Origin of the sequence: Streptococcus sp. 27098_8_22 (assembly GCF_041432415.1) — a bacterium.
Taxonomy (GTDB): Bacteria; Bacillota; Bacilli; order Lactobacillales; family Streptococcaceae; genus Streptococcus; species Streptococcus pseudopneumoniae_M.
This window is the reverse complement of the sequence record NZ_JAPVZP010000001.1, coordinates 304,940-325,666: the sequence shown is the minus strand read 5'-3', so window position 1 is coordinate 325,666 and position 20,727 is coordinate 304,940. Positions and strand designations below refer to the sequence as shown.

Genomic DNA, 20,727 nt, shown 5'->3' with positions numbered 1-20,727 from the left:
ATATGCGAATTGGTTTATTTACAGATACTTATTTCCCGCAGGTCTCGGGTGTTGCGACCAGTATTCGAACCTTAAAAACAGAACTTGAAAAGCAAGGACATGCCGTCTTTATCTTTACAACAACAGACAAGGATGTTAATCGTTATGAAGACTGGCAGATTATCCGTATCCCTAGTGTTCCTTTCTTTGCCTTTAAGGATCGACGTTTCGCCTATCGTGGATTTACAAAAGCTCTTGAGATTGCCAAGCAATACAAGCTGGATATTATTCATACGCAGACTGAGTTTTCTCTTGGTTTATTAGGGATTTGGATAGCGCGTGAATTGAAAATTCCAGTCATTCATACCTATCATACCCAGTACGAAGATTATGTCCACTATATCGCTAAGGGGATGTTGATTCGTCCAGGTATGGTTAAGTACCTTGTGAGAGGCTTCCTTCATGATGTTGATGGAGTGATTTGTCCAAGTGAAATTGTGCGAGACCTTCTATCAGATTATAAGGTCAAAGTAGAAAAACGAGTTATTCCTACAGGGATTGAGCTAGCCAAGTTTGAACGACCTGAGATTGGACCAGAACATATCGTAGACTTACATGATAAATTAGGCATTAAGAAAGATGAAAAGATGCTTCTTAGCCTTTCACGTGTTTCTTACGAGAAGAACATTCAAGCTGTTCTGGCAGCACTTCCAGATGTTCTAAAAGAAGAGCAAAATGTTAAATTAGTCGTAGCTGGAGATGGTCCTTATCTGGAAAATCTCAAAGAGCAAGCATCAGATTTACAGATTCAAGATTCTGTTATTTTTACAGGGATGATTGCTCCAAGTGAGACCGCACTTTACTATAAGGCTGCCGACTTCTTTATTTCAGCTTCAACTAGTGAGACGCAAGGCTTGACCTATCTTGAAAGTCTTGCAAGTAAGACTCCGGTAATAGCTCATGGAAATCCCTATCTTGATAACCTCGTCAATCATAAAATGTTTGGAACTCTTTATTATGAAGAGAGAGATTTAGCAGGGGCTATTTTAGAAGCTTTAATTGCAACTCCAAAGATGGATGAAAAACTTTTGGCTGAAAAATTGTATGAAATTTCAGCTGAGAATTTTGCTAAGAGAGTGCATGAATTCTATCTAGATGTTATTATTTCAAATAATTTTGAAAAAAAATTGACTGCAGATGAACCTGTTACGAAACGTATTTTAAAGACAGTATTTTATATACCACAACAAGCAGTGTCTATGCCGGTCAAGGGGTCAAGACGTATGTTGAAAGCTTCTAGAAAACAGTTGAGTCATTTAAGAAAATATTTGAACGATTAATCGAATAAAAGAAAGGAAATAAAAAAATGAAAAAGAAATTTATGAGAAGTGGTAGAGATCAAAAAATCGGTGGTGTATGCGCTGGTTTAGCTAATTATTTTGATATTGACCCTACAATTGTACGTGTGATTTGGGGAGTTCTAGCTTTCTGTTATGGTGCTGGACTTATTGCTTACTTAATTTTGTGGGCAATCGCTCCTGTATCTGATGAATATTAAGATTAGAGTATTATAGTAAAGGAGAAAAAATGGCATTTGGTGATAATGGAAAACGTAAAAAAACTTTCTTTGAAAAACTAACGATGTTTGTCGTATTAATCATGTTATTTGTAACTTTAGCAGGTATCTTTGCTACAGCCATCGGTGTATTTAGCAGATTTTAAAATGCTAGATTTTCTAGCAAGTAATAGTTGGTGACTGGGATTTCCCAGCCCTTTTTAGAGTGAGAAAAGAATATGAGTATGTTTTTAGATACAGCCAAGATCAAGGTCAAGGCTGGAAATGGTGGCGATGGGATGGTTGCCTTTCGCCGTGAAAAATACGTCCCTAATGGCGGTCCATGGGGAGGTGATGGAGGTCGTGGAGGGAACGTTGTCTTTGTTGTAGATGAAGGTTTACGTACCCTGATGGACTTCCGTTACAATCGTCATTTCAAAGCCCAATCGGGTGAAAAAGGGATGACCAAAGGAATGCACGGACGCGGTGCAGAAGACTTGATTGTCCGAGTACCTCAAGGTACAACTGTGCGTGATGCAGAAACTGGAAAAATTATCACTGACTTGATTGAGCACGGCCAAGAGTTTATCGTTGCTCACGGTGGTCGAGGTGGCCGTGGAAACATCCGTTTTGCAACACCCAAAAATCCTGCACCTGAAATCTCAGAAAATGGAGAACCTGGTCAGGAACGTGAGTTACAGTTAGAACTTAAAATCCTTGCGGATGTTGGTTTGGTTGGCTTCCCTTCAGTTGGTAAATCAACTCTGCTCAGCGTAATTACCTCTGCAAAACCTAAAATTGGTGCCTACCACTTTACAACAATCGTTCCAAATCTTGGTATGGTCCGTACCCAATCAGGTGAGTCCTTTGCAGTGGCAGACCTTCCCGGTTTGATTGAAGGAGCAAGTCAAGGTGTGGGCTTGGGAACTCAATTCCTTCGCCATATTGAGCGTACTCGCGTTATCCTTCACATCATCGATATGTCAGCTAGTGAAGGACGTGATCCTTACGAAGATTATCTAGCTATTAACAAAGAGTTAGAATCTTACAACCTTCGTCTGATGGAGCGTCCACAAATTATTGTTGCTAATAAGATGGATATGCCAGAAAGTAAAGAAAACCTTGAAGAATTCAAGAAAAAATTGGCGGCTAACTTTGATGAGTTCGAGGAATTACCAGCCATCTTTCCAATATCAGGTTTGACAAAACAAGGTTTAGCACCTTTATTAGACGCAACGGCTGAACTTCTTGATAAGACCCCAGAATTCCTTCTTTATGATGAGTCAGAAATGGAAGAAGAAGTTTATTATGGCTTTGATGAAGAAGAAAAACCATTTGAAATTAGTCGTGATGATGATGCAACATGGGTACTTTCAGGTGAAAAACTCATCAAACTTTTTAACATGACTAACTTTGACCGCGATGAGTCTGTTATGAAATTTGCTCGTCAGTTGCGTGGTATGGGAGTTGATGAAGCTCTTCGTGCTCGTGGTGCCAAGGATGGAGATTTGGTTCGTATCGGTAAGTTTGAGTTTGAATTTGTAGACTAGGAGATAGCGATGGGAGATAAACCGATATCTTTCCGAGATGCTGATGGAAATTTTGTTTCTGCAGCAGACGTCTGGAATGAGAAGAAGTTAGAAGAACTGTTTAATCGCCTCAATCCAAATCGTGCTTTGAGACTAGCAAGGACTAAAAAGCAAGCTGAAAACAACAAATCATAAAATAAACCCGTGATATTTTTATCACGGGTTTTCTGGTTTACTAACTATTTTTGATCTGGGATTTCAAGACTAGATTTCGCAAGGTCTACTGTTAATTGATAATCAGTATTGTCACGGACGGTAATTTCAAAGTCAGTAGTATAAAGAACGAGTCGGATTGTATCGTTTTTTCTTAGTTTGTAAATTGTTGGTTGGAGTTCAAATTGGAATTCCATCCATTCATCTGGTTTAACTTCTTCAATTTTTAATAAATCATGACGATTTTGGAGGTTGAGGTAGCCTTTGGTGATAACACGTTGGGCATTTGGGCTAAATGGTAGCTCGCAAAGGTTTTCCAGCATATGGTAACGACCATTATCAATAGTACGAGCAGCCAAGACTCCAGGATAAGGTTGAAGGTATTTCTTTTGACCAAGTTCGAGAAGTTGAGCAGAGAGAAGACCTTTATTGATACTTGACTTGAGACGAAGGTTTAGTTTAACACGACCATTGATATGAAGATCTTCAGTCACTGGAAGATCAATGGTAATCTGATTCACCTTACCTTGATAAAGTTCATTGTTAAAGGTTGGGTAAGTCTTTCCAAATCGTTCGAAGTCAGAATCTTGGTAATGATTTTCAATAACATCTTCTTCAGTACCTAAAGAGAAAGTTTTATGGTCAGTTTGATTTCCAAAATCTTCAAGTGACAGCCAGGTTTGAGGAGCAGTATTGTCTTGCCAAACGACTCTTGGAAGTTGGTAATCAGTTTCTTGGTCCAATAATTTTTGCGTCAAAAGAGCATTCATGGATTCACGGAAATCAATAGACTGCCAGTTGTTCATATAAACATGGGCGCCGTTATGGTAAAAGAGATGTTTCTTAATATTGCTTGGAAGAGCATTGAACATTTGATAGACATGAAGTGGTTTTACATTCCAGTCTTGTGAACCGTGGGTAAAGACAACTTCAGCCTTAACTTTTTCAGCATTAAGAAGGTAGTTTCTATCATGCCAAAATTGGTTATAATCCCCAGTTTTACGGTCTAGATTTTTCTTCAGTTCTTCTATAGAATCTTTATGAGCCTCGTTTCCACGAATATAGTCACCAGCTAAGAGATTACGAGAATAAGTTAATTCATCTAATGAATCGAAGTCCTCCCCTGGATAGCCACCAGGGCTTGTTACCAGACCATTTTCTCGGTAATAGTTGTACCATGATGAGATACCGGCTTCAGCAATGATGACCTCTAAACCATCAACTCCTGTAGTAGCAAGACCATTAGACATTGTTCCTAGATAAGAAAGACCAGTAGTTGCTACCTTACCGTTGGACCAGTCAGCCTTGACTTGACGTTCACGACTATGGTCTGTAAAGGCACGACAACTGCCATTGAGCCAATCAATGACATTTTTATAGGCTTCAACTTGTCGGTAGTCACCATTAGTCATCTGACCTTGAGAATCCTTTGTACCAAGACCAGATACGTAGATATTTGCAAATCCTCTTGGAAGGAAGTAGTCGTTAAGTGTGTAGCTGCTATTGATATGAGTCAGTTTTTCTTCAGCTTCTGAAACGAGGTCTGCTTGGCCAACTGGCTCAACCAAGTCTAATGTTGGATTTACTAGAGAAATTTCACCTGGTTCCTTGACTTCTAGCTCAGCTTCCATTTTGTAAAGAGCTTTATCGCTTGCTTTATCATTGGTTCCTTGATGGTATGGACTTGCCGTCATAACAACTGGAATTTTGCCGTGGTAAGATGGACGGATGATGCTAACCTTGACTAAATCAGGTAGACCATCATTATCAGAATCAATACGAGTTTCTACATAAACAACTTCACGAATAACATTATTAGTTGAGAAAGTAGCCAAACTCTTTCCATTGAAGTAGTGGTAATCATTGTCCTCAGGGATAAGACCATCACTAACTAGCTGATCAATCAAGGTATTTCCCTTTTTAGTGCGCGTGTTAAGGAGTTGATAGAGATTGTCAATCAAATCTCCGTATACAATAGGGAATGCCGTTTCTTGATGAAAAGCTAGACCATCTTCAAAGTCAACTAAGTAATTGAATCCTAGCAACTGAAAGGCTACAGTATAGAAAATTTCTGAAGTTAATTCACGATCAGAATTGAAGAAAGTGAGTAGATCAGTTTCTTTATCAACCGCTAAAGTTGAGAGGGGATAGTCGGTATTTTTATAATTAAAAAAACAAGTTCTGACAAAGACTTCAAACTGTTCTTTAGTTGAAAGCGCAGGGTCGATCTTGAATCCAAGACTGGATAATTCCTGTAAAGCTTCTAGCTGGCTTACAGGATGGTAACTGAATTGATTAAAACGCATAGATGCCTCCTTTGAAGAATCATTAAATTTATTATATCAAAAAAGAAGGGAAAATGATAGAATAAGCAGGTTTGGAAAGGTTAAATTGCTATTAATCTAACAGAGTTTAAGAGAGTGTTTTAACAAGCCCTATCTTGATTTTTTGAGTATCCTAAAAGGTTATGCTATACTAGAAATATGTTAGATTTGGAGAAATATGGTGTGACCATGTGGGAAGAGAACAAGATTCTTTCTTTCCGTCAAAAACTATTAGCCTGGTATGACGAAAACAAGCGTGATTTACCCTGGAGACGAAGCAAGAATCCTTATCATATCTGGGTATCTGAAATCATGTTGCAGCAGACTCGAGTTGATACCGTCATTCCCTATTATGAACGTTTTTTGGACTGGTTTCCGACTGTTGAAAGCTTAGCAAATGCAGCTGAGGAACGCTTATTAAAAGCTTGGGAAGGACTTGGCTATTATTCTCGTGTCCGCAATATGCAAACAGCCGCTCAACAGATTATGAGTGAATTTGAAGGCAAGTTTCCGTCAACTTATGAAGGTATTTCAAGCTTAAAAGGGATTGGTCCTTATACAGCTGGTGCAATTTCTAGTATTGCCTTTAACCTTCCGCAGCCTGCAGTAGACGGCAATATCATGCGCGTTTTGGCACGTTTATTTGAAGTCAATCATGATATTGGAAATCCTAGCAATCGAAAAATATTTCAAGCGATGATGGAAGTTCTGATAGATCCTGATCGTCCAGGTGATTTCAATCAGGCTTTGATGGATTTAGGTTCAGATATTGAGGCTCCTGTTAATCCAAGACCGGAGCAGAGTCCTGTTAAGGAGTTCAGTGCTGCTTACCAACATGGGACCATGGATCGCTATCCCATTAAGGCTCCAAAGAAAAAGCCAATCCCTATTTTTCTAAAGGCTCTTGTAGTGCAAAATAGTCAGGGTCAGTTTCTATTAGAGAAGAATGAGAGTGAAAAACTCTTGGCTGGATTTTGGCATTTTCCCTTGATTGAAGTTGATGAATTCTCAGACCAGACTCAGGACCTGGACCTTTTTAGTCAAGTAGCGGAGCCAATTCTAGAACTGGGACCATCTCCACAGGAGAGTTTTGAACAGGACTATGACCTTGAAGTTGATTGGCAAGATCTACGTTTTGAAGAGGTCAAGCATGTTTTTAGCCATCGTAAATGGCATATCCAGATAATTGCAGGACAAGTTACTAAGACACAGGAATATGTTGATAGAGAAGTTCTTTGGTTAAGTCCAGAAGAATTTAGCAATTATCCCATAGCCAAACCTCAGCAAAAGATCTGGCAAGCCTACTTGAAAAGAAGCTGCTAGTATCGGTCTTTCGTGTCTTCTTTACATTTTTTTGGTATAATGAGATAAGGAAAAAGGTGACTAAATGAAAAAAATACTAATTGTAGATGATGAAAAACCCATCTCAGATATTATAAAATTTAATATGACCAAGGAAGGTTATGAAGTTGTAACTGCTTTTAATGGTCGTGAAGCTCTTGAACAATTTGAAGCTGAGCAACCAGATATTATTATCTTGGATTTGATGCTTCCAGAGATTGATGGACTTGAGGTCGCAAAAACTATTCGTAAGACAAGTAGTGTTCCCATTATCATGCTTTCAGCAAAGGATAGTGAATTTGATAAGGTTATCGGGCTTGAGCTTGGGGCGGATGACTATGTAACCAAGCCATTTTCAAATCGTGAACTACAGGCCCGTGTTAAAGCTCTTCTCCGTCGTACAGATCTTGTTTCAGTCGATAACCAAGAACCTGAAACGAAATTACAAAGTCTGCAGATTGGCGATTTGGAGATTTTACCAGATGCCTACGTGGCTAAGAAATATGGTGAAGAGTTAGATCTAACCCACCGCGAATTCGAACTCTTACATCATTTAGCGTCACATATTGGTCAAGTGATCACCCGTGAGCACCTCCTTGAAACTGTTTGGGGTTATGACTACTTTGGGGATGTCCGTACAGTAGACGTAACCATTAGACGCTTGCGTGAGAAGATTGAAGATACACCAAGTAGACCTGAATACATCCTAACTCGTCGTGGAGTGGGATATTACATGAGAAATAATGATTGAAGTAATTAAACAAACAATCTTGACGAGTGACTTTATCTTTATCCTCATCCTAATTGGCTTTATTATGCTGGTGACTTTTCTTCTTATTGAGAGCCGTCGCGATAATATTCGCCTTAGACAATTAAACCAGAAGGTTAAGGATTTGATTGCTGGTGATTATTCTCAGGTTTTGGATATGCAGGGAAGTTCAGAGATTACAAATATCACCAACAATCTTAATGATTTGTCAGAAGTAATCCGTTTGACTCAGGAAAATCTGGAACAAGAGAGTAAAAGGTTGCATAGTATCTTGTCCTACATGACAGACGGGGTACTTGCGACCAATCGTCGTGGTCAGATTATCATGATTAATGACATGGCTAAGAGACAACTTGGAGTTGAAAGGGATGATGCTCTTAATCAAAATATCTTGGAGTTACTCAAAATTGAAGAAGAGTATGAGCTGAGAGATCTCATTACCCAAAGTCCTGAATTGATGATTTATTCCCAAAATGTGAATGGCGAGTATATCAGCTTGCGCGTGCGTTTTGCCTTGATTCGTAGAGAGTCTGGTTTTATCTCTGGTATAGTAGCAGTCCTACATGATACGACTGAACAAGAGAAGGAAGAACGTGAGAGAAGGCTTTTCGTTTCGAACGTTAGTCATGAGTTGCGTACACCTTTGACAAGTGTAAAATCTTATCTTGAGGCCTTGGACGAAGGAGCCCTGACAGAACCAGTTGCCCCTGATTTTATCAAGGTTTCTCTGGATGAAACCAACCGTATGATGCGGATGGTGACGGACCTCTTGCACCTCTCACGGATTGACAATGAGACCAGTCACTTGGATGTTGAGTTGATTAACTTTACTGCCTTTATCACTTTTATTCTCAATCGTTTTGATAAGATGAGAAGTCAGGACGATGAGAAGAAATACGAGTTGGTGAGAGATTATCCGATTAACTCCGTGTGGATTGAGATTGATACAGATAAGATGACTCAGGTGATAGATAATATCCTAAATAACGCCATCAAATATTCACCAGATGGTGGAAAAATCACTGTAAGCATGAAAACTACAGATGATCAGATGATTTTGTCTATCTCTGACCAAGGTTTAGGAATTCCAAAGCAAGATTTGCCGAAGATTTTTGACCGTTTCTATCGAGTAGACAGAGCAAGAAGTCGTGCCCAAGGTGGAACAGGATTGGGATTGGCTATCGCCAAGGAAATCATCAAGCAACATAAGGGCTTTATTTGGGCCAAGAGTGAATATGGCAAGGGCTCTACTTTTACCATCGTACTTCCATACGATAAGGATGCCGTGAAAGAAGAGATTTGGGAGGATGAACTAGAAGACTAGAATGAGTGATATCGGTTTTAAATACAGTATTTTAGCATCGGGTTCCAGTGGAAATTCATTTTACTTAGAAACACCAAAAAAGAAAATTTTAGTAGATGCGGGACTCTCAGGCAAAAAAATTACAAGCCTCTTGAGTGAAATCAATCGTAAACCAGAGGATTTGGATGCTATCTTAATAACCCATGAGCATTCAGATCATATCCACGGTGTGGGCGTCCTTGCTCGTAAGTACGGCATGGATCTTTATGCCAATGAGAAAACTTGGCAGGCTATGGAAAATAGTAAGTATCTCGGTAAGGTTGACACGTTGCAAAAGCATATTTTCGAGATGGGAAAAACCAAAACCTTTGGCGACATCGATATCGAGAGCTTCGGTGTGAGTCATGATGCAGTCGCTCCCCAGTTTTATCGTTTTATGAAGGACGATAAGAGCTTTGTCATGCTGACGGATACAGGCTATGTTAGTGACCGTATGGCTGGTATTGTCGAGAATGCAGATGGCTATCTGATCGAGTCAAATCATGATGTGGAAATCCTGCGAGCAGGGTCCTACGCATGGCGACTCAAACAACGGATCCTATCTGATCTTGGTCACCTCTCAAACGAGGATGGTGCAGATGCAATGATTCGCACACTTGGAAACCGCACCAAAAAGATTTACTTAGGCCATTTGTCTAAGGAGAATAATATCAAAGAACTCGCTCATATGACTATGGTCAATCAGCTGGCCCAGGCAGATCTGGGAGTAGGAGTAGACTTCCAAGTTTATGATACTTCGCCAGATACTGCGACACCTTTAACTGATATATAAAAAAGAAGGCAAAAGCCTTCTTCAGAACGAAGACAAACGTCATTTTTGGCGTTTGTCTTTTTCTCTTTTCAAAAATATAGTTAATTGAAACAAGAATAAGACGACAGAGACTCGAAAAAAGTATTGCAACTTGGTAATACCTTTTTGAGGTGCTTTTTGATATGAGCCCATGTTTTCTCAATAGGATTGTACTCAGGTGAGTAGGGAGGAAGAGGTAAAAGTTTATGCCCAAATTCTTCACATAAGAGCTATAGCTTACCCATTCTCTGGAATCTTGCATTATCCATAATAATAACTGATGGTGTGTTTAATGTTGGTAAGAGAAACTTCTGAAACCAAGCTTCAAAAAATTCGCTTATCATCGTCTCTTCGTAAGTCATTGGAGCGATTAACTCACCATTTGTTAGCCCTGCAACCAAAGAAATCCTCTGATATCTTCTTCCAGATACTTTACCTTTTATTAGCTGACCTTTTAAAGAGCGATCATATTCTCGATAAAAATAAGTATCGAATCCTGTTTCATCAATATAAACAGGTGCTAAGTGCTTTAAAATATTAAAATGTTTAAGAAATAAAGCTATTTTTTCTGGGTCTTGTTCATAGTAGGTGTGGTTCTTTTTTTTCGAGTGAACCCCATAGCTTTAAGAGCATAGTGAATGGTAGTTGGATGACAGTCAAATTCAGAAGCTATTTCAGTCAAATAAGCATCTGGATTATCAGCAAGATAGGTTTTAAGTCTATCTCTATCAACTTTTCTTGGTTTTGTTCCTTTTACTTGATGGTTTAGCTCTCCTGTTTTCTCTTTTAGTTTTAACCAGCCATAAATGGTATTACGTGAGATTTGGAAAACGTGTGATGCATCTGTTATACTACCTGTTCGCTCACAATAAGCGAGAACTTTTTTACGAAAATCTATTGAATATGCCATAAGAAGATTAAACCACGTTATATACTATTTTTGTTTCAATCGGCTATATTTTTCTCAAATTCAGATTTTGGGATAGATTAGTAGGTGATGAGATAAACTATTTTTGAAAAGAGAAAAAGACAAACGCCAAAAATGACGTTTGTCTTCGTTCTGAAAGAACAGCCAGAACTGTTCTTTTTATGATTATTTGAGACCGTATTTTACAAAGGCATACTCTGTAATATTTAAATCCTTATTAAATCAACGTTTCTAAAGGGAAAGTAGCTGTAAAATATTATATATATAGCGTATTATTAAACCAAGACGGTACCAAAAAGGTACCAAAAATTAAGGTTTCGGAGCTTATAAAATAAAGAAAGATGTCTCAGGTATTTGAGATTTTTTTTTGCAAAGAAAAAACTCTTGAATATAATCCAAGAGTGAAACGAACAGGACCGATGGTAGTCAGGGGTCTTTACAGCACAAGGCTGAAGGCAGTCCCATACCAGTACCAGAAAATGGCACCTTTGAACGATCTGTTACCAGTCGTCCTACGTTATCCTATCCTTAGTTATAGTTTAGGATAAATAATAAAGAATGTCAACAATAATTTATATTACCTTAGGTGGTTGGAACAATTGGCTTATACTTGATTGTTTTATTCCAATTTCCTTTTGACAACAAGTAACCTATGACTTTTTATTCCTGTTGTAATCGGTCGGCAACTTTCCAGTCTGCCGACACGACCCAACTAGTCTAATTCGTCATAGCTTGCTGTCAAAAGTTTTCTCGGCATAAAGAGGTTGTTCAGCGTTCTAGAGTTTGTTCGTAGATTTTTTTGATGACTTTGACAGCACCAACAAGTTTAATAGGTTTGAAAGCATTAAGTTGTTTTGTAAGGTTTTGGAATTCCTTTTGTTTCATGTAGTTTTTAGCCTGATTTCTCCATACCCCAAGCTTTCTGCTGGCTATATTTAGACGGTCACGAAGTTGTGAAATTTTATTTTTCAAGCTATTGTTTTCAATTTCTAAAATTCGTTTTTGATTTTTAGTTTCTCGAAGTTCGTCTAATATCTCATTTTTATTACTTGCTACATTTCTCAGTAGATTTAATTCCTTATTTTGTTGCTGGATAGTTTGTGACAGTTGGCGGTTCTCGTAGAAGTGTTGGATTACAGATTTTATTAGATTATTAAGTGTTTCAGGGGAGAGTTTAATTTTGCCATCGAGAGTTTTTTTACCTATCGTTCCACTTTCAAGCTGACTGATGTTCAGTCCGTCGAAGTTTTGATATTTTTGAAGGTACTCTCGAAGTTGCTTGGTAAGTTCGTTGATAGTACCTTGTTTTGTCTTTATATCTTGGTTCATACTATCAATTGTTTCACTTTTACTACCTATGATGCTATCTACGATATCTAGATCTTCTTTTTTGATATTAATTTCTTTTTCAAGATGTGATAGTGTATCTTGTTTTTCACTTAGCTCATGATCTAGGTTTGATAGCATTTCATTTTTTTCTTCGTTTATGAATTTAAGTTCTTCGAGTTTGTTTTTTATTTCCTCGTCAACTATTTTTATATCTTCAACTTTATTTTTCAAATCTTTATTCATTTGGTTTAGTTGGGTGTTAAATTCTATTGTTTTATCGAATTTTTCGTCAATTTGTTTTTCGATTTTTTGAAGAACCTCTTGCTTGTCCTTGTATTCCTGTGTTGATAAATGTTTTTTTGTACTATCAAGTTCTCCTCGTTGAAGATGAAAACCATGTTGAGATAAATACTTTGGGAGTTCATCTTGGATTTTTTTCAACTCCTCACGATTAAAAATTGATTTGGATGATAACTTTCCTTGCTTCATTGGTACAATTCCCATATGCATGTGGGGTGTGTTTTCGTCTAGGTGAACACTAGCATAGGCAATATTTTCTAAATCATAGTTTTCAGCGAAATAATTTTTAGAAGTTTCAAAAAATCTTCTTGTCTCCTCGGAAGTAAGTTTAGCAAAAAAATCTTTATCAGATGTTATAATCCATTCATCGCAGAGAACGGCATCTTTTCGAATAGCTCGTTTAGAAATTTTGTTCTCGTCTATATAGTTTTTGATTTGCTTTTCGTACGACATAGAGCGATCTCTATCTGTCAATTCATAATTTAAATGTGAGCGTTCGATATCGATATCCTTGTTACTGTGTTGCTTAAAAATACGTTCGTTGTGTCTGTAAGCTCCACCTAAATTACCTGATTTGTACTTCGTCATTCTGGCTACAACGTAACTCATAATTCGTCCTTTCTCGGCTCAAAGGGTCGCCGAGCGTGTGGCTAAAAATTGCCACACATAAGCAAGCCTTTATGCGGTTTTCTTTACTGAGGACGGCACTACTTCCAAGCAAAGTATAACGCACTATACTTTACCTCCGGAAAAGTGTGCGGTCTCCGACGGTTTTGCTCTCTCGAAAGAGAGCAATCGGACTGTCGAAACAGTCCGATGAAAAGAGAAGTTCGAGCCACAAACTTCTCTTTTTGTTTCGCTCCGAAGAGCGAAAGGCATTCCGAAGAATGCCTAACGACCCCCATAAAAAGCAAGTTGTTTTTCTAGTTTGGGTCGTTCTTTATGTAACAGATTTTTCATCAATTGCAAATAATCAGTATCGGAAGTTTGATGAGTTTCCAAAATTTTCTTGTATTTACTTCTAGTGTTTTTGCTAACTTTATTCCAGATTCCTTTATCACGTGTTAAAGCTAATAGATAGAGTTGTGTTTCAATTCCTAGAGTTTCAAAATAAAACGGTTTGAATATAATAGTGTCAATAACCTCAAAAATATTTTCAACGGAGCGACTTCGTAACTGAAATTCTAATCTCCACCAATGTTCATATTGTTGTGCGTTTTGTCGTTCATCTTCACTTCCGTTCGTCAGTTGTTCAACTTTTTTATCGTATAGTCGAATTTGTTTTTCTGACCTTGAAGCTCCTAGATATTTTGTTTCAAGCTTACCATTTTTATCTCTCCATTCTTTTGTTGCAGTAGGTCGTCCCTTCTTTTCTAAAATGAATTCACTACAATCAAGATTAAAAAAATCAAAAGCTAAGTCAGCTCGAGTGATTGAAATATCTTCGAGATATGGTATAATCGTATTAAGAATTTCAGTATCAACTGTTCGGAGTTTGTTAGGATTAAACTCCATTCGGAAAGGGCGAGCATTTCGAGCTTGTCCTTTTAGTTTATCATACTCTAAATGGAGGATAACTTGCCCCCCAGACTTGGTATAGGCTTGAAACATATCTGTCATAGCTTTTTGAGTGATGATTGCAATATGGTTGCTAACTAATTTTTTAAAATTATTGAAACTACTGTGGCGTATTTCAGCAGTTATAGTAATATTATCTAAACTAACTTTTAAATCCAAATAAACCTCCTTTCTTTTAGAGGTCGCCTATCGGCGCCTCTTTTTTGTCTGCGTAAAGACCTCCGTAAAATGACATTCTTGGGGGAGCAACCCCAAGCCGACTTCGTCGGACCATTTTCATTTTGCTACGGTCAAACTTGCCAAAAAATGGGTGTAGTAAAATCCCACGAAATGGGAACATAGCGTGCTGTTAGAAGCGCACGCGTTATAAATTTTGAGGAGGCTCAAAAATTTAGTCTCAAAATCTCATTTTCAAAATATTTTCATAGTCGTTTTCATAACTATTTTTGGACTAGAAATTTTGTAAATCTGAAATAGATTTTTGAAAAAGGTCCACTCTTTCAATCAAAAATATTTTTTGGATTTTTTCGATGATATCTTCAGGAGGAATTTGTTTGTTATTCTTGTATGCAAAGAATCGGTCTTTAGCTTTTTTGATTTCTCCTAAATCGTCAGATTCATCAGCAAATAATAAATCATACAGTTCAAACCAACGTAATTCTGACTGTTTTCTAAATGAGTCAAAGTTTCTCCAGAAGAGGGCCCCTGCCTCTAATTCCTCAAATTTTTTGAAGAGATGCTGTCTTTCAATTTTTCTACGTTCTTTAGGGATAAATATGCGAACATCTTCTACTGATACTCCAGAGTAAACTCGGTCATTTACAATTGCAATTGGTAGTCTTAAATATTTATTCTTATCAGATAAAATTCGATGAATAAATTGCTTGAGGCTAAGTCGATTATCCAGTTTGTAGTGTACTAGATTAGGATTTAGCAAATCAAAGAAATCACTTGTCTGTTTCAACATTTCCAGAAAGACTTGTTCAGTAAGTTGTTCCTCTTCATAACTTTGAAAATTAATAGAGTAGGAAGTTAGCTGCTGGGTTAACTGTGCTCGAATACCAGGATCATTGCCAAAGAATATTTTTATCATTTTCATCACCTCATATTTCGTTGATATACATCCGATAAGGCAAGCTGTATCCGTAGAATACACCTTCTCTTTCTCGTTCAATCAGATTGTGCTCCTCCAACATACGTAGGATATTAATCATTTTCTTTTTTCCTACACCGAACATCTTTTGCATTTCAGACAAACGATAGGCCAGATAAATATTGCCTTCAGAGTCGATCCATCCTTTACTTGTAACCTCCTTTTGTTTATCTTTCAGGATTGTATAAACTACTATAGCATCGATACTCAAATCTTGGTAATAAGCGTCTTGAAAGAGGATTTTAGGGATATAGTAACAATTATCTTCAAAAAAGTAAGTCATAGTATTTCCTATCTTTCATATTGTTGTAGCCATTTAGAGACTTTGTGTTTATCGTACAAGGTCACTCCGTCAATGACCATGTGGGGCATGCCTTCACGTTGCCATTTGATAACGGTAGTAGTTGATACATCAAGCCATCGACATAGACCTGACATTCGTAGCATAGGCTTATACAGTTCCTGATCTTCAAAGGCTTTTTCGATAGCTCTCTGAAGCATGGTATCGTAACGGGCAAGCAACTTCTTTTCTGTTGCTTTTGGGAGGTTGATAGTAAAGTTTTCTGTCATATTCTGACCCCTTTCTTAATTTTATAAACCCCGAATCTAATACACAAATGTGTATCTTGGATTAAATTATAATCCCTTTTGTGTTTAATGTCAAGAGTTTTTTCTCTTTTGTGTAATTTGTGTTATAATATGCTTAAAAGGAGGATGATTATTTGACAAACTTTCAAACACTTGTTAAAAACAGTAAATTATCTCTTAAAGAAATAAGTGAGGCAACTGGTATAGGATACTCTACTCTTGGAAATTACAACCAAGGAAGTAGAAGTCCGAATGCTAAAAATGCGCAAATTCTATCAGAATACTTCGGAGTGTCTATTCCTTACTTGCTAGGCCTTGATGACAATCCTGTACTAAAAGATCCAGGCGCACCTAAAGAAATGATTAAGGATTTCTATAAAGTTTTGACAAAAGGTACAAGTATAGAAAATAAAATCACTAAATGGACTCCATTTGGTGATGAACTTGCCATTATACTTAGAGAACTCAATCAGTCAGAGGCACTATCCGACTACATTGATTTTCTAGCAAGCAAAAAAGGCTTCAACCCTGTTTTGGTTAAAGCTATTAAGGAATTTATAGCTGATGAAAAACAAGGCCTTATTCCTTTCATGATTAACAAATCAAGTGCAGAAGACTCTCCTTATCATTATGTCTGGGAGGCATGGATAAATTCTGACGAATACAAGAGATTGCAAGAAGAGTAAGAAATAACAGACAATCATGATTTCTTTATTTTATAAGCCCCGAAACCTTAAAAAATAAAGGAGAAATTAGAATGTCTATTATTAAATATAAGGCTAAAAAGTCTAAATCAGGTTATCTTTATAAGGTCAGAATCTACAGAGTGATTGATGGTAAACGTCAAGACTTCTTTAAAAGCGGTTTTAAGAGTCTTAGAGATGCTAGACAGTATGAAGCTATGATTTACCACAAAACAGTGTCAGGAGACCTCTCAGGGTTTCTGAGAGCTTCTGAGAAAAGTTTTGGTGAAGTTTTTGATGAATGGTTCAAAACTTATCAAAACACAGTAGAGAGGACGACAAGCGTCCGTACAGATGATTTGTTTAGAATTCATATCTTGCCAGTTCTTGGAAAGATGAAAATTTCCAAAATTACTCCTTGGCAATGCCAGGACTTTATTACCGAAAAAGGGCAAACTTTTAGAAATATCAAACAGGTCAAATCCTATACTAGTCAAGTGTTTGATTTTGCTTTGAAAATGAAATTGATTACAGACAACCCAATGAAGCAAACGATACTCCCAAAAATAGAGCGGAAGAAGTCAGATAACTTCTTTAGCGTTGAGGAGTTGCATGAGTTTTTAGCTATTATTAGGGTAGAAGAGTCTTATAAAAACTATGCTTTATTTCGTTTGTTGGCCTATAGTGGCTTAAGGAAAGGGGAACTGTATTCTTTGAGGTGGTCTGATATTGATTTTGATAATCAATTACTTTCTATCAGCAAAAATCTAGGTAGAATCAAGGGGAAAGCAGTTGAGAAAAGCACCAAAAACAGGTTTTCCATACGGCAAATCCCTTTAGATACTGAGACAGTATCGATTTTGAAAGAGTGGAAACAAAAGAGCAGAAGAGAAAAGGGGCAACTGTCAGTTACCCCATTGATTGATAGCGATTATATTTTTACGTTTGTTGACCGAGACGGAAAGATAGAACCTTTATATCAGGACTATATCAATAGTGTTCTAAAGCGCATCATCAGAAAACATGGCTTGAAGAAGATAACTCCTCATGGCTTCAGGCATACTCATGCTACCTTGATGATTGAAACGGGTGTTGATCCTGTTAATGCAGCTAAAAGGTTAGGGCATGCAAGTAGTCAGATGACCTTGGACACTTATAGCCATTCTACAATAGCAGGAGAGGAGAAAGCTATCAAAAAATTTGTAGATTACCTGGATAGTGCAAAAGGTTAGTTTTCCAAGACGGTACCAAAAACGGTACTAAAAACAAAAAAAAGCCAATTCCAATTTCTTGGAAAAGGCTTTGTATCAACGTTTTTAAGCAATAAATGCGGTTGATTATTTGAGACCGTATTTTTTGTTGAAACGATCCACGCGTCCATCTGCTTGAGTGAACTTTTGACGTCCAGTGTAGAATGGGTGTGAGTCTGATGAAATTTCCACACGGATCAATGGGTAAGTTTCGCCTTCGAACTCAACAGTTTCGTTAGAGCGTTTTGTTGAACCGCTAAGGAATTGGTAACCAGTAGTTGTGTCCATGAAGACAACTGGGCGATATTCTGGATGGATATCTTTTTTCATTTTGCAATATTTCCTTTCTGCCATGGTCTCTTTGCGAGCCATAGATTGTTACCATACTAGTCTATCAGATTCTGATAAGTTTGGCAAGCTTTTTATCTATTTTTTCAGTAAGTTTTTTAATTTTTGGTAGATGACTTCATTTTCCTCTAGGCTATAGGAGTTAGCACCACTTGCAAGTGGGTGACCTCCACCATCATGTTCCTTTGCAACACCATTGATTGGAACGAATTTACTGCGAAGACGTACGCGGTAGTGGCCATCTGCTTGTTCGACAAAGATTCCCCAAAGATTAACTGTATCGATACGGCCTGGAGCTCCAACAATGGCTGCTGTTTCTGCATCTGTTACTTGATATGTTTTTAGAATTTCTTGAGTCAGTAAGACACGTGCGACACCATTTTCATCAACTTCTAGGTGATCATAGACATAACCTTGAAGTTTAGCAATTTTAAAGCTCATAGTGTCCATTTTACGTGTTAATTCAGCATAGTCAAAGTTATGTTCTCTTAGTTTACTAGCAATTCGAAGAGTACGTGCAGAAGTTGATGGATAAAGGAAACGGCCTGTGTCGCCAATAATTCCAGCGCATAGCATTTTAGCTGCATAGTCAGATAATTCAAGATTAGTTGCTTCAGCAAAGAGAGCAATCATCTCACTGGCACTGCTCGAGTTGGTATCTACCCAAACAAGATCTCCGTATACTTCATCATTTGGATGGTGGTCAATTTTAATAATGGTTTCAGCATTGATATAACGTTTATCATCGATACGAGCAGTATTGGCTGTATCACAGATAATTGCAAGAGCACCGTGGTAGTCACTATCTGCAACCTGATCCATCTTTGCAAGCCATGTTAGTGTTGGTTCATCATAACCAACTACCTTGATATTTTTCTCTGGGAAATGATGTTCCAGAAGTGCTTTGAGTCCAACCTGACTTCCTAAGGCATCAGGATCGGGTTTCATGTGACGGTGAATGACAATGGTATCGTATGCTTTAATTTTTTCTAAAATTTGATGGCAAATTTCCATAAGTAACCTCAATTCTTTCTTATTTCATTGTAGCACAAGAGTTTTTATTTTTAAAATGAAAAAGATGTGATATAATGGAGGAAGATAAATTGAGGAGGACGATATGGCATTAGCAAAAATTGTATTTGCCAGTATGACCGGTAATACCGAAGAAATTGCAGATATTGTAGCAGATAAATTGCGTGAGTTGGGCTTAGAGGTAGATGTTGATGAGTGTACAACTGTTGACGCATCTGACTTTCTTGAAGCAGATATCGCAATCGTTGCAACCTACACTTATGGTGATGGAGAGTTACCAGATGAGATGATGGACTTCTACGAAGACCTAGCAGATCTTAATTTGAGTGGCAAGATCTACGGTGTGGTAGGATCAGGCGATACTTTCTACGATGAGTTCTGTAAAGCTGTTGATGACTTTGATCGTGTATTTGTGGCAACAGGAGCTGAAAAGGGCTCAGAGTGCGTCAAAGTGGATCTCTCTGCAGAAGAAGAAGATATCGAACGCTTGGAACAATTTGCAGAAGAATTGGCTGCTAAAGTAGGATAAGCATGAAGTTGCACTGATGAAAGTTGTCAGTGCAGTTTTTGTTTGTTGTTCCTAAAAATGTACCATTCCATCTAGAAGATTTTTGCTAAAATCATTCAAATATAAAAGGAGACTCTATGGATTTAGATATTATTAGACAAGAAATCGATCAAATTGATGATCAAATCGTGAAGCTCTTGGAAGAAAGAATGCATCTTGTGGAAGGCGTAGTTGCTTATAAAAAGGCTTCAGGAAAACCGATTTTGGACACTAAAAGAGAAGAAGCTATCTTTGAAAAAGTCAGAAGTCGTGTCAGCAATAAAAAATACGAAGAGACAATTGTCGCGACTTTTTCAGACATTCTCAAACGTTCGCGCGATTATCAGGATAAAAACATCAAATGAAAAAAGAACAATTTTACCCACTAGGAATCTTTCTAGCTGCCATGCTAGGAGGTCTTGTCCGTTATTTGATTTCCAAATGGTTGCCAACCAGTCCAGCTTTTCCATGGGGAACACTAGTCGTCAACTATCTAGGAATTTTCTGTTTAGTCTATCTAGTCAAAGGTTATTTGGTTTATAAGGGGAGCAGTAAGGGTCTGATTTTAGCACTTGGTACTGGCTTTTGTGGCGGTTTGACCACTTTTTCTAGCCTCGTGTTAGATGCCGTAAAATTGCTGGATACAGGTTCTTATCCAAGTCTGATAATTTATCTAGTTCTGAGCATTGGTGGAGGGCTTTTATTGGCTTATTGTTTAGGGAGGAAGAAATGGTAATCATGTATTTAGCACTTGCTTGTGGCGTTGGAGCGCTTGTTCGTTATTTCCTTTCTACCCTCAATCAAGAGAGAGTTTTACCATTAGGAACACTTCTAGCAAATCTTTTAGGTTGTTTTTTAATTGGTTTATTTTACAATTATGTAGAAGATAAAGAGCTCTATGCTATCCTTGCTACAGGCTTCTGTGGAGGTCTAACCACTTTTTCAACCTTGAATGATGAACTCCAAAAACTCTTAACTGATAAGAAGATCTTTTACAGATATTTTCTCTTAACCTACTTAGGTGGTTTAGTAGCAATTTTTTTAGGAATTTTGCTATGTAAGTGTCTAGTGTTTTGAGATAAATAGAAAATATTGAACTAACGGAAAATCCGTTAGTTCTTTTTTGTA

Annotated in this window: 23 protein-coding genes and 1 pseudogene; 15 read left to right on the top strand and 9 right to left on the bottom strand. The window is 37.6% G+C overall.

Features of this window, described 5'->3' with window-relative positions; all coding sequences use genetic code 11:
• The first annotated feature begins 2 nt into the window (after window positions 1–2).
• The 5 genes from O3633_RS01645 to O3633_RS01625 all read left to right on the top strand — a co-directional run bounded on the left by O3633_RS01645 (window position 3) and on the right by O3633_RS01625 (window position 3,258).
• Entirely contained in the window at window positions 3–1,319 is a 1,317-nt protein-coding gene (locus O3633_RS01645; RefSeq protein ID WP_371620163.1) for a glycosyltransferase family 4 protein, read from the top strand.
• A 26-nt stretch (window positions 1,320–1,345) separates the two neighbouring features.
• Window positions 1,346–1,537 carry a PspC domain-containing protein gene (locus tag O3633_RS01640; RefSeq protein WP_052689745.1) on the top strand — a complete coding sequence of 64 codons (192 nt, stop codon included), beginning with the start codon at window positions 1,346–1,348 and terminating at the stop codon, window positions 1,535–1,537.
• Between the two features lie 29 nt (window positions 1,538–1,566).
• Window positions 1,567–1,701, top strand: coding sequence for a DUF4044 domain-containing protein (locus tag O3633_RS01635; protein WP_000863850.1), 135 nt, complete (start codon window positions 1,567–1,569; stop codon window positions 1,699–1,701).
• Between the two features lie 72 nt (window positions 1,702–1,773).
• Window positions 1,774–3,084 carry a GTPase ObgE gene (gene obgE / locus O3633_RS01630; RefSeq protein ID WP_371620162.1) on the top strand — a complete coding sequence of 437 codons (1,311 nt, stop codon included), beginning with the start codon at window positions 1,774–1,776 and terminating at the stop codon, window positions 3,082–3,084.
• Between the two features lie 9 nt (window positions 3,085–3,093).
• Window positions 3,094–3,258, top strand: coding sequence for a hypothetical protein (locus O3633_RS01625; protein ID WP_049502767.1), 165 nt, complete (start codon window positions 3,094–3,096; stop codon window positions 3,256–3,258).
• A 44-nt stretch (window positions 3,259–3,302) separates the two neighbouring features.
• On the opposite strand, the gene O3633_RS01620 is transcribed toward O3633_RS01625, so the two are convergent.
• On the bottom strand, window positions 3,303–5,582 hold the full coding sequence (locus tag O3633_RS01620; protein ID WP_371620161.1) for a Xaa-Pro dipeptidyl-peptidase: 2,280 nt from the start codon (window positions 5,580–5,582) through the stop codon (window positions 3,303–3,305).
• Between the two features lie 177 nt (window positions 5,583–5,759).
• Here O3633_RS01620 and mutY point away from each other — a divergent pair, with 177 nt between their 5' ends.
• The 4 genes from mutY (at window position 5,760) to walJ (ending at window position 9,845) form a co-directional block, all read left to right on the top strand.
• Window positions 5,760–6,923, top strand: coding sequence for an A/G-specific adenine glycosylase (mutY, locus tag O3633_RS01615; RefSeq protein WP_371620160.1), 1,164 nt, complete (start codon window positions 5,760–5,762; stop codon window positions 6,921–6,923).
• Window positions 6,924–6,987: 64 nt separating this feature from the next.
• Complete coding sequence (gene vicR, locus O3633_RS01610; protein ID WP_049530433.1) at window positions 6,988–7,692, top strand: cell wall metabolism response regulator VicR; 705 nt, start codon at window positions 6,988–6,990, stop codon at window positions 7,690–7,692.
• Entirely contained in the window at window positions 7,685–9,034 is a 1,350-nt protein-coding gene (vicK, locus tag O3633_RS01605) for a cell wall metabolism sensor histidine kinase VicK (protein ID WP_371620159.1), read from the top strand. Before vicR ends, vicK begins: the two co-directional genes overlap by 8 nt.
• A 1-nt stretch (window position 9,035) precedes the next feature.
• Window positions 9,036–9,845, top strand: coding sequence for an exodeoxyribonuclease WalJ (gene walJ / locus O3633_RS01600; RefSeq protein ID WP_371620158.1), 810 nt, complete (start codon window positions 9,036–9,038; stop codon window positions 9,843–9,845).
• An 80-nt stretch (window positions 9,846–9,925) separates the two neighbouring features.
• On the opposite strand, the pseudogene O3633_RS01595 reads toward walJ, so the two are convergent.
• From O3633_RS01595 to O3633_RS01570, 6 genes and pseudogenes are all read right to left on the bottom strand, one after another.
• Window positions 9,926–10,773 (bottom strand): annotated as a pseudogene (locus O3633_RS01595) (IS630 family transposase).
• Between the two features lie 786 nt (window positions 10,774–11,559).
• Complete coding sequence (gene mobV / locus O3633_RS01590; protein WP_371620157.1) at window positions 11,560–13,029, bottom strand: MobV family relaxase; 1,470 nt, start codon at window positions 13,027–13,029, stop codon at window positions 11,560–11,562.
• A gap of 282 nt (window positions 13,030–13,311) precedes the next feature.
• A complete protein-coding gene (locus O3633_RS01585) occupies window positions 13,312–14,157 on the bottom strand; it encodes a replication initiation factor domain-containing protein (RefSeq protein WP_261050028.1) in 846 nt (281 codons plus the stop codon).
• 292 nt (window positions 14,158–14,449) lie between these two features.
• Complete coding sequence (locus O3633_RS01580) at window positions 14,450–15,091, bottom strand: thioredoxin domain-containing protein (RefSeq protein WP_371620400.1); 642 nt, start codon at window positions 15,089–15,091, stop codon at window positions 14,450–14,452.
• Window positions 15,092–15,101: 10 nt separating this feature from the next.
• Window positions 15,102–15,434, bottom strand: a complete 333-nt coding sequence (locus O3633_RS01575) for a replication initiator protein A (RefSeq protein ID WP_371620156.1) — start codon at window positions 15,432–15,434, stop codon at window positions 15,102–15,104.
• An 8-nt stretch (window positions 15,435–15,442) separates the two neighbouring features.
• A complete protein-coding gene (locus O3633_RS01570) occupies window positions 15,443–15,721 on the bottom strand; it encodes a DNA-binding protein (protein ID WP_371620155.1) in 279 nt (92 codons plus the stop codon).
• A gap of 152 nt (window positions 15,722–15,873) precedes the next feature.
• Here O3633_RS01570 and O3633_RS01565 point away from each other — a divergent pair, with 152 nt between their 5' ends.
• Together O3633_RS01565 and O3633_RS01560 are read left to right on the top strand one after the other, a co-directional pair.
• Window positions 15,874–16,425 carry a helix-turn-helix domain-containing protein gene (locus O3633_RS01565; RefSeq protein ID WP_371620154.1) on the top strand — a complete coding sequence of 184 codons (552 nt, stop codon included), beginning with the start codon at window positions 15,874–15,876 and terminating at the stop codon, window positions 16,423–16,425.
• 71 nt (window positions 16,426–16,496) lie between these two features.
• A complete protein-coding gene (locus tag O3633_RS01560) occupies window positions 16,497–17,654 on the top strand; it encodes a tyrosine-type recombinase/integrase (protein ID WP_371620153.1) in 1,158 nt (385 codons plus the stop codon).
• Window positions 17,655–17,759: 105 nt separating this feature from the next.
• Here the strand turns inward: O3633_RS01560 and O3633_RS01555 are convergent, their stop codons facing one another.
• Together O3633_RS01555 and O3633_RS01550 are read right to left on the bottom strand one after the other, a co-directional pair.
• The gene (locus O3633_RS01555; RefSeq protein WP_000710764.1) at window positions 17,760–18,002 is read right to left on the bottom strand and encodes a type B 50S ribosomal protein L31; all 243 of its coding nucleotides are present in this window, start codon (window positions 18,000–18,002) and stop codon (window positions 17,760–17,762) included.
• Between the two features lie 96 nt (window positions 18,003–18,098).
• Complete coding sequence (locus O3633_RS01550; RefSeq protein ID WP_371620152.1) at window positions 18,099–19,034, bottom strand: DHH family phosphoesterase; 936 nt, start codon at window positions 19,032–19,034, stop codon at window positions 18,099–18,101.
• A 103-nt stretch (window positions 19,035–19,137) separates the two neighbouring features.
• On the opposite strand from O3633_RS01550, the gene O3633_RS01545 reads away from it, so the two are divergent.
• From O3633_RS01545 to crcB (O3633_RS01530), 4 genes are all read left to right on the top strand, one after another.
• Complete coding sequence (locus tag O3633_RS01545; protein ID WP_001162134.1) at window positions 19,138–19,581, top strand: flavodoxin; 444 nt, start codon at window positions 19,138–19,140, stop codon at window positions 19,579–19,581.
• Between the two features lie 116 nt (window positions 19,582–19,697).
• Window positions 19,698–19,964 (top strand): chorismate mutase, encoded by a 267-nt coding sequence (locus tag O3633_RS01540; protein WP_049549300.1) that lies wholly within the window; start codon window positions 19,698–19,700, stop codon window positions 19,962–19,964.
• Window positions 19,961–20,335: a fluoride efflux transporter CrcB gene (gene crcB, locus O3633_RS01535; RefSeq protein WP_000712088.1), complete on the top strand. Its 375-nt coding sequence runs from the start codon at window positions 19,961–19,963 to the stop codon at window positions 20,333–20,335. The genes O3633_RS01540 and crcB (O3633_RS01535) overlap by 4 nt, the downstream gene beginning before the upstream one ends.
• On the top strand, window positions 20,329–20,676 hold the full coding sequence (gene crcB / locus O3633_RS01530; RefSeq protein ID WP_371620151.1) for a fluoride efflux transporter CrcB: 348 nt from the start codon (window positions 20,329–20,331) through the stop codon (window positions 20,674–20,676). The genes crcB (O3633_RS01535) and crcB (O3633_RS01530) overlap by 7 nt, the downstream gene beginning before the upstream one ends.
• Window positions 20,677–20,727: the final 51 nt, after the last annotated feature.

Excerpts from the sequence above, each read along its gene's own strand:
- O3633_RS01645 (WP_371620163.1), top strand. The coding sequence starts at position 3 with ATGCGAATTGGTTTATTTACAGATACTTATTTCCCGCAGGTCTCGGGT.
- O3633_RS01640 (WP_052689745.1), top strand. The coding sequence starts at position 1,346 with ATGAAAAAGAAATTTATGAGAAGTGGTAGAGATCAAAAAATCGGTGGT.
- O3633_RS01635 (WP_000863850.1), top strand. The coding sequence starts at position 1,567 with ATGGCATTTGGTGATAATGGAAAACGTAAAAAAACTTTCTTTGAAAAA.
- obgE (WP_371620162.1), top strand. The coding sequence starts at position 1,774 with ATGAGTATGTTTTTAGATACAGCCAAGATCAAGGTCAAGGCTGGAAAT.
- O3633_RS01625 (WP_049502767.1), top strand. The coding sequence starts at position 3,094 with ATGGGAGATAAACCGATATCTTTCCGAGATGCTGATGGAAATTTTGTT.
- O3633_RS01620 (WP_371620161.1), bottom strand. The coding sequence starts at position 5,582 with ATGCGTTTTAATCAATTCAGTTACCATCCTGTAAGCCAGCTAGAAGCT.
- mutY (WP_371620160.1), top strand. The coding sequence starts at position 5,760 with ATGTTAGATTTGGAGAAATATGGTGTGACCATGTGGGAAGAGAACAAG.
- vicR (WP_049530433.1), top strand. The coding sequence starts at position 6,988 with ATGAAAAAAATACTAATTGTAGATGATGAAAAACCCATCTCAGATATT.
- vicK (WP_371620159.1), top strand. The coding sequence starts at position 7,685 with ATGATTGAAGTAATTAAACAAACAATCTTGACGAGTGACTTTATCTTT.
- walJ (WP_371620158.1), top strand. The coding sequence starts at position 9,036 with ATGAGTGATATCGGTTTTAAATACAGTATTTTAGCATCGGGTTCCAGT.
- mobV (WP_371620157.1), bottom strand. The coding sequence starts at position 13,029 with ATGAGTTACGTTGTAGCCAGAATGACGAAGTACAAATCAGGTAATTTA.
- O3633_RS01580 (WP_371620400.1), bottom strand. The coding sequence starts at position 15,091 with ATGATAAAAATATTCTTTGGCAATGATCCTGGTATTCGAGCACAGTTA.
- O3633_RS01575 (WP_371620156.1), bottom strand. The coding sequence starts at position 15,434 with ATGACTTACTTTTTTGAAGATAATTGTTACTATATCCCTAAAATCCTC.
- O3633_RS01570 (WP_371620155.1), bottom strand. The coding sequence starts at position 15,721 with ATGACAGAAAACTTTACTATCAACCTCCCAAAAGCAACAGAAAAGAAG.
- O3633_RS01560 (WP_371620153.1), top strand. The coding sequence starts at position 16,497 with ATGTCTATTATTAAATATAAGGCTAAAAAGTCTAAATCAGGTTATCTT.
- O3633_RS01555 (WP_000710764.1), bottom strand. The coding sequence starts at position 18,002 with ATGAAAAAAGATATCCATCCAGAATATCGCCCAGTTGTCTTCATGGAC.
- O3633_RS01550 (WP_371620152.1), bottom strand. The coding sequence starts at position 19,034 with ATGGAAATTTGCCATCAAATTTTAGAAAAAATTAAAGCATACGATACC.
- O3633_RS01545 (WP_001162134.1), top strand. The coding sequence starts at position 19,138 with ATGGCATTAGCAAAAATTGTATTTGCCAGTATGACCGGTAATACCGAA.
- O3633_RS01540 (WP_049549300.1), top strand. The coding sequence starts at position 19,698 with ATGGATTTAGATATTATTAGACAAGAAATCGATCAAATTGATGATCAA.
- crcB (WP_000712088.1), top strand. The coding sequence starts at position 19,961 with ATGAAAAAAGAACAATTTTACCCACTAGGAATCTTTCTAGCTGCCATG.
- crcB (WP_371620151.1), top strand. The coding sequence starts at position 20,329 with ATGGTAATCATGTATTTAGCACTTGCTTGTGGCGTTGGAGCGCTTGTT.